Origin of the sequence: Veillonella sp. CHU732, assembly GCF_003992085.1 — a bacterium.
GTDB lineage: Bacteria > Bacillota > Negativicutes > Veillonellales > Veillonellaceae > F0422.
Genome location: NZ_RQVC01000001.1, coordinates 14,606 through 31,442, shown reverse-complemented (window position 1 = coordinate 31,442; position 16,837 = coordinate 14,606). Strand labels below are relative to the sequence as shown.

Here is a 16,837-nt window from a genome sequence, read left to right as displayed (position 1 = left end):
TAATACTATTCCTCTTTTTTGCCTTCCATATTCATTAAATCATTGTGGATACATCCCTCAGTAGGACAAGTACCATCTTGATTGAGTGTTGCATAACACCATTCGCAAAAATGCATAACGGGAATATCTGAGTGTACTTCGTAGTTATCCATTTACTTTACCTCCTTAATCTTTGCAATCATTTCTTGTGTGAGTTTCTTATATTGTTCTTGTAAATCTACTACACTAGTACCGCTCAATGTACGTCTTGCTAGTGTTTGTTCTAACGTTTCAAAACGTTTGTCATAGTAGGCTTTAATTTCTGCAATACGTTCTGCCTTAGTAGGGGCTACGGGTTCGGGTACATAGTCGATAAAATTACCATTGATGTAACATTTATTATTTGCTACGAACTCGTTTTGCATTTCTTGTGTACCTACTAAGTACGTATGATTAGGGTATAGCATTTTTGCTAATTCCACGCACGATTCCTCGGTATCAGCATGTAATCCAATTAAAAAAGAGGTTACTCGTAACCCCTTTGTGTCTAAGACAAAAATATAATCGTTGTTCATTTTGATTCCTTTCTAATAATTTCCTTGATTATCCAAGGAGAAGTTTATCAAACACGGAAAAATAAAGATACCTTAACATCCTTTCCCATTACATTTACAAATGAGTGTTATGTATATTGTGTTTAGAATATAAGTTCAAACACCGATAGCAATTATCCCTATTTGACAGCCTACAGAACTCCACTCATATGTATACCATATATTAAAGATAAGTGTTGCAAGTGTTGATTGGGCAGTATCCATATTTATGCTTGCGAATGTCCATCCAGTTTTTAATTGAGTTCGTGCCATACCTACAGCAAATAAGCATTTTTTAGTAAATGCGATAGGTAATGTAAATGGATATTTTTTGTTTATATTAATATTCTCATAAGTAGATGTAAGATTTCCCCCTTGGATAATTAAATTTCCGAATGCTTGTCCTAAACATAGGTACCATGCATCCGCATTAGAAAAATCATATCTAACACCTTTACTTTTTAACACTTCCGTAATATCAATATTTACACTCCCTAACAGTTCTTTTACTACTGCTAGTGTAGGAGCAAGGCTTGTATTTGTATCTGATTTATTTGTTGTTAATAGCTTTAAAACGGTTGTTACATCACCTTTTGTAATGTATAACCCTTCATTATGTTTTGTTATATCCGTAATGGTTACGTCATAATCACCATGATAATGCCATGCACCCCAGGCATTATAGAATGTTCGATAGCAAATATTACAAGGTTTATTATTAGCACCATATGAGTAGAATACCTGTGTAATTTTATTAGTATCACTTTTAATAACTTGGACTACACCATAGTAATAAACACGTGCAGTGCTCGGTGCATTTCTCCACCCCCACATGCTTGCTGTTGCTTCATACATTCCAGTATCTGTGAGATTATTCCAATCATTGATACCAGTAGGCATAGGCTTCATGCTCATGTATTTGTTTAGGTTGTGTGCTGTGGTTGAGATATTGTGTTCATCAATTTTTGATAGGCAAGAACTCTCAATTCCACCAATCTTCTCTTTCTCTTCTTCAATAACCGTTTGTAATGGAGCAATTAATTCACGTCCAATATCTTTTTCCATATCCTTTTGAATGGCTTTTAGTTCTTCTTTACTCACCCAATTACCAGTCTTTGCCACTCCGGCTTTCATCGCCCACTCTTTCGCCTTCTCTACCTCTGCTGTTGCAGTATCTTTGAATCGCCTTGTAATATCACTTTCTACTTGCTCTAAGCTTTGTAATACGGTCTGCTGTGTAGATCGTATTTCTTGCTTCGCTCTTTCCTTCAATGTTTCAGTATCTCTATCTACACGACTTAGCTTTTCTTTGATTTCGCCATACATCGTCAGTGATTCTGTATGGATTCCATCTATTTGCACTTTAATTCTATCAATATTAGCTTTGGTAGTAGTCATTTCGCTTGTAATACGTTCCACTCCTCCAAATGGATTTTCTACAAGCTCAATCGCATTTCTTTCACGGTTGATCCGTAAATAGGCATTTCCTATTTGTGTGGGAATCACGGTATCAAACTGTTCCGATAACACCTGTAATGGAATCCCTTTATGATGACTTCCTAATTCCTGTATCATACGAACAATCTTATCTAATTGCCCTTGTAATGCAGTATAAATTGGTTCATTAGGTAACTGTAATGTATTATTCCGTGGAGTTTCCCTAGTAAGCAATAAACTTTCATTCCTTGCAAGTGGAGTACCATTCTTTGGATACATATATTGCTTACTAGTAGGATTAAACTCAAAATTTGTAGAAATTCGTTTTGTTTTTCCATTACTGATGACATAACCTACAATGTCCTCCTTTCTTGTGAATGAATAGGGGTATGCAAAGGTTTTGTTCTGACCATCCCCTTCGTACATGATACTCACTCTTTCATCATTAACCATGTGTGTCTCCTTTCTACTGTATCTTTACATATAAAAGGAGCTACCCACGTTAGATAGCTCCTAACTACTATTTTCTTTTTTCCTCACGACTTCGAAGATTCTTATCAAATGCAATAGCAGTGATTAAATCCCTTAGTGTAGCCTCTGTATTAGAAAATGACCATTTTGCTAGTGTCCAAAAACCATCGGTAAAGGTATCACTAAACCCTGTGAGACGATTGCTCACCTGGCTTGTTGACCGCATCACATCAATCCATGATTTTTTACTGCTTTTCACATTTCTATACAACTCTAATAATTTTGGCATTAGACTAAGTGCAACAGTTTCATTTCCTTTACTCATACTAGGTTTACCCATAGCCATATCCATAGCTAAGGAAACGCCATCTCTAAGTATTGGAAAACCTACAAATGATCCAGTCACAACAGACGATAACATTTTTTTTAAAAGGCTTTCTGCATCATCGTCATCACCAGACCAGGTAGACCGTAACAAAGCCTCCGACATATTCTGTAATACTACCCAAAATAAGATATGGTTAAACAGTTTCATATAGTCTTGTTTGTCCACAGCTGCATAACCACCTTCTACCAATGCATTCAAAACTGTATTAGCATACGTATAAAATGGTGTAAATAAAGCTACTAGACTGTTTTTCTTTCGTTGTAACTCTACAGAGTCTTTCGTATCCCCTGAACCAAACACTCTACGAACCTGTCTATCCGCTGCTGAAATAGCTTCCGCTTCAATATATTCTTGATCTAACCCCTTAGGCAATAGCTCTGCTACTTTCTGCTCATATGCAAACTTCCATAACGGCATAGACAACATTAAATCTGTTTCCGTGATAAATACATATCCATACCGACTAATCGTATCTCGTACCTCTTTTGTCATGTACTTGGTTTCAGATATGCTCCGTCCAATATCGCTATTAGGAAAGAAGGTCATACCTTTACCGCCAATGCTTAACCCTTCATGTAAATCATGATCTAGCGTATGTATACGCTCACGTAAAAAGATACTTCGTTCCATAACGAATTTTCGGTTTGATACATACCTATCGGATAAAGGGTATCCCATAAACTCTGTAATCGCTCGGACTGTATTTAGTAAGCCAATTTCTTTTGTCATCGGAATCACATTCAATACATTAAGTAAGGCTGTACTCGTCCTATAGGACATAATAGCCATAGATGTATTTCGTCTTAAATCTTGCAATACTCTATCTAACCGTGAAGATTTACTAATCTCACTCTGCCAATTATCTCGTACCCAGGTCTTCAACATTTGTAATGTTTCTACACCTGTAGTACGAACAATATAGTCACTGAGTGCCCGATTATTTAATAGACGATTCACATCCGTAGCCGCTTCACGCATGCTAATATGGTTAATCGCTTCATCAATAGCACGAGGAATCACATCAAAGGATAGTAGTAGCTTTTTCCCCTTCACTAGCTGTACACGGCTTTTGGTGGCACTCATACCCATACCCCATACAGCACTAGATGACATCTGTGACTTTATAATATCTTCTACTTCATAATCCTTAGCAGCACCATCTACAGTGGGATCATATACGATAGGATAATATTGTCCACGAATCTTGCGTCCATTAATAGTGAAAGTCACTCCTCTTTCTTTGTGCATAGGTGAACCATATAATCGCTCTTGAACGGCGCTACGTTCTGCATAATAAGAGTTAATAAGTTCCCATGTTTTCTCCACAAAATCCCAGTCTTTATCCTCCAAGAACTCACTGAATGCTTTATCTATTAGAACTTCTGCTTCCTCCTGGTCACTTAAACCTACCGTTTCAATGACACGTTGCCGATTATTTTTTGTCCCCCAGTTTAAAGCCAGGGCTAATACCTGCTCTTTGGTCATGCTATACACGGTACCAATGTTATATATACGTTCTGTTCTAATATGAAATAGTTCTTTTTTCTCGTACACCTTCATTACTTGTTGTAGATTCCGAGTGGCCTCTTCTAGCATTTCCTTACCTTTTACAGTGGCTCTATTAATTGGTTCATAGATATATCGATTCCATACACCAGCCTTATCATCATCGTACCGACGAAGTATAGTTTCTACTTTTACTAGGCTTAACATATATCCAGAGAATGTATCTTGTAACCGTCCAAAAAATCCTTGTTGATTGGCTTGGGTTAGTAAATCCTTAGTATTGGATTGTAATCGCTTACTGCCTTCAATGATAAGCTCTGCGCCTGCATCTTCAAACGAGATACTTTCGCCTTGTTCATTTAGGATGCTTACACCTTCATACTGTTGTGCCCCTTGTGTGTAAACTGCTTTTAGTAATTGCCCCATATCTAATAGTTGGTCAAACGTTAACTGTTTCCATGATTTTGGCTTTTCGAATAGCTCCATAATCCATGGGTCTAATGTCATCTTGGTTTCTGCTTTATCCTGGAACTCTGCATCAGGATCTAGTAACAATAGCACGTCTCCAATAGTAAACCCTTTAGATGGTTCTATGCCATCACGATTGACTAAATTTAATTGATACATCATATGTTGAATAAAGTATCTAGCAGAAGAGTGAATCCGTTTCGGTGATTTAGGTCGTGAAATACTTTGGTACTTTTTCTTTAAATCCCTTTCTAACGTTTCCACTTCACGTAAATTATCATAGGCTGCACGTGCCATAGCTTGATAATATAACTGCTGTTGCTTATGATGAAAGGCTTCATCCATTTGCCCCTTTGAAATAGCAATATCTGCCTTTCTTGCGGAGCTAGCACTTTTATTTTGATACGTTTTAAATGAAGTAGCCTGTGGGATTGTCATAGTTCGCAAGGCATTATGGGCTTTCTCCATCATATCTTCTGTACTCCATAAGGATAACCCTCGCAAAGCTCGCATATTACTAATCCCTGTTTGTAATTCTTCTTGCAGTTTTTTTATTTCTTCACTCTGCTGTGCTGAATCTTTTTCTTGTAATTTCCGAACTTTCTTTTGTACTTTATCATCTTCTATAGCAGATGCTACACGTTCAATAGATGATGGATCATTGACATCGATATCTCCTAAAGCGCTAATAAGCTCAAAATGTTTTGCTACTGCTTTATTCGTATCTTTACGAATGGCTTCCGCTTCATAGGTAGTAATTCGTTGCATTCCCTCTGTGGTAAGCAAATACTCTTCTGCCATCCTTTTAACCGCTTCATAATCATGTGTAAATCCCTCTACTTCATCACGCTTAGATTGTATCTCCTTGGCCACCACTTCCTTCATAGATCCTATACCATCGTTAACTTCCCCCTCTATAAGAGCCTGTTCGCTATGGTACGGTGTCCCTTCTAGTCCAGCTACACCAAAGGCATCAAAACGTACTCTTGCTTGATACACTGGATATTGTTCTACTAATTGTCTCTGTAACATTTCTTCTAGTTCTGGAATAGATACTTCAAACTCTTCTAATTTTGTATTGGACAATTCTTTCATATACGTAGTCAGCACTTTTTCTTTTGCTTTTTCTCGAATGCGATCGAGTTTTTCTTGCCATTCTACTTGCTTTTCTTCTGTGAAAGATTGATATAGCCCTGTTCTTTCAAAGCTATCTAATCCCTGTTGTGTGACATAGGAATTGATATCCTCTTCCGTCGCAAGCATTCGTGCCATGACATCTTGCACCTCTTTAGGTGGTAATCCGCCCAGGAGTGTTACACTTTTATATAAAGCACTGAGCCATTCTTTAAAACGACGGAATATACGTTCCAATACTTTTGTTGGTGCTTTTCCTTCACGAACATAGGCCTCAAAACCTGTAGCGAATTTCTCATGTGCTTCTGTATTATTAGCGCCTTCTGTATCTGACCATCCACTCCACTCTTTAATGGTATTCCAATCCTCTACCACTTGTTTAGGAGCACCATCCATTGTGGCAAGCATACGCAAGTCTTCTAAAAAGAGATGACCACTTTCATGAATAAAGGTAGAAAAATTAGCGGCATCGAATAATTGTATGAGCCTTTTACTACCAAGTTCTTCTGGATACACTGTGGTTAATCCTCTGTATTTCGAACTTTCCTCAGCTTGATAATATCTATCTTGTTGCGCTGCACGTGCCTTATCTAAATCTTCACTAGTCAACACTTTTTCATTGCTTTTTTGTAAATGTTGTTCTATAATAAGGACTATATTAGACCAATCTAACGAGATTGGGGCGTATCTTGCCCCGTTGTCCGATAGATTGGTCTTTTTTTGTTCATAATCTTCAAAATTTCCCTTGCTATTTTCTGTATCCTGTTGTACACTTGAGTCATAAATAGACCAACTTGTCCTGGTTGGGGCCCCATATTGCCCCGTTGCCCGATAAGTTGGTCTTTTTTTATCATAATATAATAGAGCATTCTTTCTTAGATTTGTTACGTACCAATCAATAGATTCTCTACCAAAAATAGATTTGATTCTATGAACTTTATTCTTATTTTTATAGGTGTCAAAGATTAATGGAATTTGAATACTATTCCCTTTTTTATCTTCTAATGTAACTACAATAACAACTTGATTATCAATGTATTCTCGTTTTTCTCCATCATAGTTTCTAAAAATTGCCACAGGATTAGCAATGGCTCTAGGTAAATCTTTTAACACTTCCGTATCAATAGAATCTGCATGCTTCCCTTTTAACACCTTCGCTAATACAGAAGGTGTTATTTCTATATCATGCGCTGAAAAGCCTAACATTTGTAACACAATCGGTGTACTCATGAGCCTAACGTCTCTGTTTGGTATATTCCCATCCTTATAGCGATCCATTACGGAGTTCCAGGCAATACTATCTTGCTCTAGTTTTACTTCCCATTCAGGTCGGCTATCCTTAAGAGCACCCATAGTATCATCTGCCTTTTGTGCATAGTAGTTAGGATTACCTTCCTCATCAATATAGTTATTCCCTTCATAATCCTTGACATCTTTTAGCATATCTCGTATAGTAAATGTATTAAAAAGAGAGCTCGCTCCATTTATCTTGCCATCGTGCAAGTGAGGGGTGCTCTCTTTTTTTGTTGGTATAATCGAATATAAATCTATCTTAGTAGGATTAAGTGTAATTTCATTTTGTTGTTCTTCCCCAACAATTTTCATGGTATATACATAATTACCAACCCTCATAGGCACATAAAAATAATGATAATTTTCTACCTTACCTTTTTCTATATTTTTATCCTTTTTCTGATTCTTAACAGATTCTATCAGAATACTGCTCTTTACGAGTTCATCTAGTGTGAGTAGACTTATATCAAATGCTTTTTTCATTTGATTTCCTTTTATTTGATTCCACACTAAATGGCGACGTTTGAGACTATTAGGGATCCCTAATACAGCTTTATTATCTGCACTTAATTTTCCCTCTTTAAACGTATTCTTTAGTTGCTCTATGATACTCTTTTTATCGAGGTTCAAATTATTCTTATTAAAGAGTGGAGTAACATCGATAATTCTAATTGGAGTGTCTACATCCACATCCTTATTCATAGGTTGTGCGTATCCACGTCCTGCCACTTCTTTAGCATTAGCTTCTATTTGAACATGTTCCATATAATCTTTTGCTGTGAAATGACCATATCCAGCTTTCTTCATAATATTGGCCATGACATCTGCATGCATTGCCATCACTAAGGCACCCTCTTTTGCTTGACTAGCAACAGCAGGGTTGCCTTTTTTTAATTCTCCTACTAAACCTTTATAGATTTGGTATCCTTCGTCAGATAAGTTCGAACGTACATGGACATCACTATCTGCAATTTGGAACAAAGTATTCTTAATACTATCCATAGCTTCTAGGTCTTGTAATGCTTCTTCCATTTCGTTATAGCGATTCATTGCAGTTTCCATAGCGCTATCACTCATAACTTCAGCATACTCTTGGGATAGTTGTTTCTTACCATGCTCAAAGGCAATCCGTCTACGGTCCTTATAGCTGGGTGCTCGATGGTGCATAGCTACATGGTCATCATACCACTGAGGTTTAGGACCTTCCTTATCATACTCCAATGCCTTGTGCTCATCGTGATAGGTCTCTCGATAGGTTTCTTCCATTTGGTTATACATATCATTAAAGGCCTGTTTAATATGATACGGATCACTCGATACAACCATTTCAGCTAGGGTTCTTTCTCTATCACTATGGTTTGAGAACTCCTTCATGATATCTTCCTTTACGGCGTCCATCTTTTTAGCATGCTCTCCTGCAAAATGTTCTTGATAGGCTTTCGCCCCTTTGACCGCTTGCTCTATACTTGCTACAGACATGCCACCTTCCGTATAAAAAGTAGCCTTTTCCAACGCTTTAACAGTATCCTCTGTTATTTCTGTGTTAAGCTGTGCAAATTGACTAATAGGCACGGGTAAAGCTGCTTCATGTTCAATAGCTTTTGTAGCTTCCTCTCGTGTCACAATGCCAGAGTTAATTAAACTTTGAATCGCTTCTTGCCCCTGTTGGGTGTCTACTAATTCATGAGCATTAATATATACAGTACCAATGCCTTGCCTATCTGCTGTGGCTTGAATAGTTTTAGCAAATAACTCAGGGTTCTTTTGTGCCAATGGGTTCACTTGACTTTCTTTAATTAGCGCACTAACTACTTGATTGCCTCTCTGATTAATATCAGACTGTACGACCATGTCTTGTTGCTCAGGACTCAACCTATGAAAGGCTCTAAACTGATGTATGGTGTGTGCTGTACCACCTAGGCCACCTAATACACCAAGCCCAACAACGGCTGGCACTGCATCTATCATGGCATTAATAGACCCTATACCGATATCTGCTAAACTATAATGTACATCCCCTTGTTTGCCCCACAGATTGGTCTGTACCTTATCATTGATATCCTGTAAGCCTTCTTCTAGTAACTCACTACCACTAGATTTTAAACCAGCTTTGAAAGATTCTTTAGCCGTAGAGATGGCACCCTCTTTCATAATGGCAGTTTTACTTTGATTTTCTATCATCTTAGTCAATACAGATACACCAGGCTTAACTGCTTTGATTGCTTTTACAGCCAATCCTAGTCCTACCATTTCAATCGCTGCATCAGGAATAGAAAATGCCAAGGCACGATTCTTAGCTTCCTCATTGCTATAGATTCGATTACCATTGGCATCTTTTTTATCTATTAAATCTAAATATTTTTGACCAAATGACATCTTTTGCACTTCATTTGCCATACCCAGCTTAATCCCAGTGCCAAATCCACCAATAGCACCTGGTATGGCACCGACTCCACCAGCCATAGCACCCGCAGTAGCTCCTAATGTAGCACCTGCAGCCCCTTCTATCATAGCAGCAGAGGCAATTTGTCGTCCCATAATTACGCCTTGTTGCGATGTAGCACCTGCAATGGATTCTATCCAATTACTTCCTTCTGTTCTATATTGACTAAGGTTATTTTGCAAACGCTCGATCTCATGATTAATTTCTACAATCTTATTAGGGTCCGTTTCGTAAGCCAAATCTCTACCTTGTTTGGCTAGTAATAATTGGTCATTACCACTCCATATGCCTTGTTGGATAGAATCCCATATGCCTCGTGTTTGGCGAACATTTTCTGTATTCTTTAATAGTTCTATGGCTTCCGCTTCACTGCTGTATTGAATATTAGAAAACTCTGGATACTCAGCTTTAAACGCTTCCATATCTTGTAACGTGTTTTTTCTAATACTCATCTCCCGAGCTCTTTCAATGACATCATGTCCACCATTGATAAGAACGTTAGGGGAAATATCTAACGTCTTACCTATCTCTATGGCATCTTGTGACCAGTCCGCATCATTATAGGCTATCTTTCTATATGCCTTAGATAATGTGCTATTAGAGTTTTCAAATAAACTATCTAAACGGTCCCCAAAAGACATATTCCTTTCTTTTGCATCATCTACATGACCAAAGTCTTTTACATATTTAGGGTTATCATATATTTTGAACCCACCTCTTCTGACATCTTCTGCTGTTATACGTTTGTTATCTGCCATTATTCGTCTCCCTCATAGCTATTAGATTCTTAACTGACATCATGTTCTCGATTCCATGTATCAACATCAATAGATCGAATAATTTCTCCATCTTTATATATGTTTACATAATATCCACCATCATCACCTGGCACTACTTCATGATCATCACCACCATAGGCTCTTACTTGAGTTCTACTAACATTGGCATGAACATCTGGTGCCCAGTTTCTTACATATGTATATTCTTTTTTTCGTACAGCCTCTACTAAAAAGTTGACCATATCCGAGTCTGATGGATATTCTCCGTGTTCAGAATAATATTGAGTTCTATATGCGGCTGCTTCTTCATCAGCTCCCACCCATAGAGCATTCATATCTTTATTTGAATACCTTAGCTTATCTTGAACTACGGACTTATATTGTCCTACGGCTGCACTAAATCTTCCAGTACCTTTCGAACGATCTTCTAATAAAGAATACACTTTATTATAAAAAGCATTGCTAAAAGATATCCCTGAGTTTGCCATTAAATTCATAACATATTCAGAACTTTCACCTCTATATATTGCCTCCATTATCATAGCCTCATTAGCTGGCCCTGCCTGCATCGCTCTTGCATTTAATGTTTCTTGTTGTCGTCTATAACTTTTTTCCATTCCTATTACAGCTGCTTTTACATCTGGATCATCAGATGCAGCACTACTAACTGCCTCTGCAATCTCCCCTGGAGATGCTCCATTTTTTTCCATATGATCTGCCATTAATGTAATATCTCTTACTTGTTTTCGTACCGCTTCATCATGTTCTCGTTTTATTTTAGCTTGTATTTGTGTAAATCTTTGCTCTGCTTTTGCAAGAAACTCCGCTTTTTCACCGTCTGTCATGGTGTGACTATTTGTAATTCTAGATATCGTAGATTTTACGTAATTTCGAATTGATGTACCGCCGCCATTATCCTCTTTATCCCAAGAGTAATGATTTCCATTGCCATCGATGGCATCTGGTTCTCCATTTACCCATCGTATGGCATTCTGCTCTCCTGCGAACCACGCCACCAATGCACCTTCAGCACCATATTTATTAAAATATCCACCTAGTACATGACGTACCACTTTCATATAGGCATCTTGGTCTGTAATTGGTTTATCTCCAACTCCTGCTTGTTTTGACCATTCAGGCCAATTCTCTGGCATAATTTGGAATAATCCATATGCACCTGATTTCTTATTAACTGCTGTGGGGTCTCCTCCACTTTCTTGACCTTGTACCGCATTTAAAAATGACTCTAAACTCATATTACCTGTTCTTAATGGATTTTCTTTTTCAAGCATATACAAAGCTGCTTTTTTGGGATCATTGCCATTTTTTGCAAGAACATCTCTTAGCTTAACTTCATCTTCTAATACAGCATTGACCTTAAACTCTTTCGCTGCTTCTTCAAACTTTTTATACTTTTCTGGCATCATTCCCGCATCTTTTGCTACATCAATAATGTCATCGATCGCTTTATTATTCTTTTCAGTGCCTGCTACATGTAATACGCCTTGTAACAACTCTTCCGTAGCTTTGTCTTTTCTAGCACGAACAGCTTCTTCACCTTCATAACCATATATCTCATCAATCTTTTTATAAACGTTATCTAATTGGCTTTTAACAATATCCATCTTGGTATATCCTAACTGTGCCACTTTTGCTGAACTTGTAATAAAGTTTGCTACAGATACATCTCTATACTTATCACCTTGTTCACGCTCATGACTCTCCATTTTTGTATTATTCTGTAACCACGATTGGTCTGCATGTTGTAAAAACCCTTGCTGTGAACGTTTATACTGTAACTTCGAAGATATATCCTCACGTATCTTCGCTTCTTCTTGGCGAAATCTCTCAGCGGAATTAGACGCATCTTGTAATGTCGTATAAGTAAGTCCTGTTTTGTCGTTGTACATAAGGTCAGCAATGCGGTTGTTATAGTCGGTTTCCGCATTCATTTGTTGCAGTTTCATTTCAGTATCTATCTTTTTTAACTGCACATTATAAAGGTCGTTCACTCCTTTTTGAAAGGCTTGTAGCCCACTAGCAATTTGCCCACCATAAGCCTCTATACTTCCACTTCCTTGCAGTCCACCACTAGGACCTGTATTCGGTTTAACTTGTTCATTATATGATTCTAATCTCATAGCTATTTCCACCAATTCTTAACACTTGAGATATGTTCTAAGTAATTAGGCTTAACTGCTCCCATACCTACCGCCTTATTGCTTATAATTCCTTTTGGTGTAGTAAAGTTACTAAACATACTATCAGCCGATGTAAAACCATAAGGATTTGCATTACCACTTGCCCCTGGGCTAAATGTTCTTGTAGGGCTCAAATAGGACGTACTTATTGGGTTTGCAACCTTTCCATAATCGCCTAAATACGATTGTACTGAGGCAGCTGTACTCAATAAGGTGCCTAGCATTTTCATTCTTCCTGCTTGCTTTGCACTTTGTATTCCAGCGTACGCATTAGCAGCTTGATTTCTATAATTCCATGTTTGTAATGCTTGTGAATCTACATCGTTTCTTTGGTTCTGTAAAAGTTGTAAACTATCCGCTACATACGAATCATGGCTACTATCCATCACATCCTGTACAGATCCCGTAGCCATAAGACTAGATGCACCCGCTTCATTTCTATTTTGTCCCAATGCTAAGCGCATTTTATCGCTTAATTTCTTTTGTTCACGTCCCGCATTATCTGCTATTTGTTCTGCTTTTCGTTCACTCATCCTAGCATTATAATCTGCTAAATTTGCCTGGTTATTATACATAGCTACTTGTGCTTTTGTTTCTGCCTTAGCCCCCATCATACCACTAATCGCTTGTATCCCCAGCATTGCTAATGGATGCATGCACATATCATTCACTTCCTTTCTTTGGCAATGTAAACAATAAAAACCCTTCTGGCAAATTGACTCCCTCTTTGAAGGTAGCACCTAGCCACTGTAACCAACGTATAGACTCTTTATTATCTTTGGATATACAATTCCATAAGGATCCTTGCTGTTGCCATTCATTAATAATTCGTTTACTTTCCTCTAAGAAATAGCGTTGGCAATATTTACTTTCCTGTAATCGATGGCTCCCTAAAAACCATATGCAGTATCCTAACCCTGTATGGTATTCGTCTCCTATCCCATAGGCCCATATAGGCGACTCTACTCCATCTATACATTCATATTCTATCCACCATTGTGCACTGCATGCTGTGGATAATAAAAGGCCATGGGTAGCATCATCTGCTCCCATAGCCATGCATTCTATAACATCAATTGTTCGTAGACGTTTCGCTAACTCTACCAAGTCTCCTAAGAGTCGCTTATCATTCGCCTTACCACTGCGTTTTATTATTGTACCTTGCAATCGTACCTCCTCCGATAGAAACATCTCGTACTACAGATAATAGGTTAAATGGAAATGGATCATCGTGTAATATACATACGCTCGCATCTGTAGCATATCCTTTCCCCTGTGTTGGGATATTAATATTTACATCTCCCGTATACATAGTGCTACCATTTTGTATAAGACTGGCATCACCGATTAAATCCATTCCTCTATTAAAAGTAACGCCTACTTTCCCACCTCGGCTATTTCGAAGTCGTAATATCATACTATTATTTCGTACTGTCCGAGATTGGAGTGTTCCGTCTTTCATGTCCATATACACCTGTGGTAATACAATTTTACATTCGATCGGAATACCGATAACAATATCTTTGGCTACGTAAGGCAGTGTTACTGTTCCATCTTGACCTACTTGCACCTGGTGTACATCAGAATGATTGAGTAATAGCACTACATCCATTCCTTTGAGGTGTTCTATTCGTATACTGGTTTGAGTGTTGTTCGTAATAGCAATAGAGCAATCTAACGTAGTATAACTAGATACATCCTTACTATCTACTGGACTATCTAATCGTTCAATATATCGTCTTTCTTGCCCTAATACGGTTCGTTTTACTACTGCATACACACTATCTTCATTACCATTTGCTACAGAACAAATCGTTTCAAATACTCCATCTTTCGTTTCATGGTGAGCCCATCCAGTGACATCTTGTTCACGAATAATGGTCAACGCAATTAGCTTGCCATCGTCACGTACATAATACAAAATGCTATCTGGTTGTTGTGCAAACGTACTATCTATTAAACTATGTTGATTTACCAAATGTTTGGCTAATAATATTAAATCAATTCCATTATAGTTATCCGATTCATAGGAATATCCCATATCACGTACAGAAGAAGACCTCTTTTGCACATAAATTAGACGATTCCCTATATATTGTGGGTCACAGTTTGATGCCCCATGTTGAGTCTGTGAACGTGGTACTACCTTGGATGGTTTAATGGCTTCTGAACCACTGATAATCCATTCGTTACCATCGGTTAGTACGATTAAATCTTGTGCTGATATCATATGTACAATATTGAAAGCAGCACGACTTATAAGTCCTAATGTAATAGCACTATCATCTGTTACATTTCCATCTGCTTTTTCCACTTCAAAATTAGGGTAATCACCTGTACGACTAAACCATAGTTTATAGGGATTTGATTTCGAACCGCCCAATACTAGTCTATCTTGGAAAAAAGTGCTCATTCTAGGATAGCCTACTTCTTTTCCCCAAGATGAAAGCTGCCATTCTGATGTTTCCGTTTCTTTCCCTACAGGTTTTAATACTTTCGCCTCAACTTCTGTAGGTGAAATGAATCGACTAATAACTATCATACCATATTGGTCGTAAGGTTTTATTGTGAAATCAATAGAAACATCGCCACTAGTAATTTCACTTTTTATGCGTAATTGTGTGCCTCTATTAAAGCTACTCGTTTCAGTAACATTGTAATCACCGTTGGAACTATATTGACGATAGTTTTCCCATTCTGTTGTCTCCGTGCTATCCTTCTTCTGTATCTTAATAGTTCCGTACCAGGTGCCATGAGTTACTATTTTCCACTCTTTATCTGTATCGTCTGCATAACTGCCGATGTCCATAGATTCATATCCAGGTTCTTCATAAACACGTCTTCCAAAGACACCACGTTCACTAACATACTCAGTTCTTCCCGTCATTTTTTGAATTTCAGCTGGCATTCTATGCTTAAGCTTAATAACTTGTCCTACCATGCCTTCTTTAAACATAGACTTAGCAGATATGACCTTATTACTAGAACGTATATATTTTATTTTATGAGTTCTATCCGTATTCATATCATCAAATGGTGGTGCCACCAAATCAAATAGCTTAAATTCCCATTGACTACCATTTTTTTGCAACATATGAATAGGATGCAAACCACTGCAAATAAAGAATGTATCTGCTGACTGATTAAAATCTAACTCATTCAATATCGATTCTTCATAAGGTGTTGTTAATTCTATGCCCGTATATCTATCATGTTTCCATATTCGAATATACAAGTGGCCCACTTCTAAAAAGATAGGCTCAGGATATACAAACCGTATGAGTCTTACTTTGCGATTCGGATACTTTGTTTCTCCAATAAACCTTGTTCCATTCCGCTTGCAAATGCTCCCGTAAGGACGTATGATGCAGTTTTTTGCCATCAGTACAGCACTTCTATATTTATCTAAATCACTTCGATTTTCTATCTCTGGTGATATTTCTCCTGTTGTAAAAGAGTGCTGTACTACATACATATTGCCTGTACTCATGTTGCTCTCCTTGACTCGATATATCCTACTGGCAGTTCTAAATCAAATTGACGTTCAGATGCAACTATGTTCTTAGCTTCTAGCAAGGCTCCTTGATAAATTTGGAACTGCGATCTATACATTTCCATATTACCAACAAGAGATTGTGCTAAACTTGCTGCCAAGAATCTTGTAAGAGCTTCAACGAAAATAGGTGGGAATATATCAGGATCACTCACATCAACCACATAATCTACATAGGCTCTTGTCATATTAGTTCCAATCACCTTTGTACTAGTATCTAGGTTAAACACTTCGTAGTTAGGTATATCTTTTACACTGTAACTCGTATACAGTCCATTCCGTATTTCAGTATCTTGTATAATTCGATAAATTCGTAAAGCGTGCTCTGGATATAAATATGTGTGTCTATATCCACCTGTATAAGTTTCTACCTGTATATTTGCTAATGGCTCCACACGTCTTGCAAATCCCCACATATATTGAGATAACACTAATCTTCTAGCATGATGATAGTATTGATTGCAGATACGTGCTGTTTCATTGTCATCATCTAAACTCGTAATGAGGCCCTCTCCTATATGTGAAAGAGCCATATTACAGAGGTCTGTTTCCGTCATATTGTACCTCTTTCTATATATGAAAAGGACTACCC

Annotated in this window: 9 protein-coding genes; all 9 read right to left on the bottom strand. The window is 37.6% G+C overall.

Going from position 1 to position 16,837, the window contains the following annotated elements; translation table 11 throughout:
* Positions 1-5: 5 nt before the first annotated feature.
* Positions 6-152 carry a hypothetical protein gene (locus tag EO121_RS08600; protein ID WP_164725808.1) on the bottom strand — a complete coding sequence of 49 codons (147 nt, stop codon included), beginning with the start codon at positions 150-152 and terminating at the stop codon, positions 6-8.
* On the bottom strand, positions 153-554 hold the full coding sequence (locus tag EO121_RS00160) for a hypothetical protein (RefSeq protein ID WP_127165195.1): 402 nt from the start codon (positions 552-554) through the stop codon (positions 153-155).
* Positions 555-689: 135 nt separating this feature from the next.
* Positions 690-2,462 carry a hypothetical protein gene (locus EO121_RS00155; protein WP_127165194.1) on the bottom strand — a complete coding sequence of 591 codons (1,773 nt, stop codon included), beginning with the start codon at positions 2,460-2,462 and terminating at the stop codon, positions 690-692.
* 67 nt (positions 2,463-2,529) lie between these two features.
* Positions 2,530-10,470, bottom strand: a complete 7,941-nt coding sequence (locus EO121_RS00150; RefSeq protein ID WP_127165193.1) for a hypothetical protein — start codon at positions 10,468-10,470, stop codon at positions 2,530-2,532.
* A 29-nt stretch (positions 10,471-10,499) separates the two neighbouring features.
* Positions 10,500-12,632, bottom strand: a complete 2,133-nt coding sequence (locus EO121_RS00145; RefSeq protein WP_127165192.1) for a lytic transglycosylase domain-containing protein — start codon at positions 12,630-12,632, stop codon at positions 10,500-10,502.
* Positions 12,633-12,634: 2 nt separating this feature from the next.
* Positions 12,635-13,348: a hypothetical protein gene (locus EO121_RS00140; protein ID WP_127165191.1), complete on the bottom strand. Its 714-nt coding sequence runs from the start codon at positions 13,346-13,348 to the stop codon at positions 12,635-12,637.
* A 7-nt stretch (positions 13,349-13,355) separates the two neighbouring features.
* On the bottom strand, positions 13,356-13,859 hold the full coding sequence (locus EO121_RS00135; protein WP_164725807.1) for a phage protein Gp13 family protein: 504 nt from the start codon (positions 13,857-13,859) through the stop codon (positions 13,356-13,358).
* Positions 13,828-16,182, bottom strand: coding sequence for a hypothetical protein (locus tag EO121_RS00130; RefSeq protein WP_127165189.1), 2,355 nt, complete (start codon positions 16,180-16,182; stop codon positions 13,828-13,830). The genes EO121_RS00135 and EO121_RS00130 overlap by 32 nt, the downstream gene beginning before the upstream one ends.
* Positions 16,179-16,802, bottom strand: a complete 624-nt coding sequence (locus tag EO121_RS00125) for a hypothetical protein (protein ID WP_127165188.1) — start codon at positions 16,800-16,802, stop codon at positions 16,179-16,181. The genes EO121_RS00130 and EO121_RS00125 overlap by 4 nt, the downstream gene beginning before the upstream one ends.
* Positions 16,803-16,837: the final 35 nt, after the last annotated feature.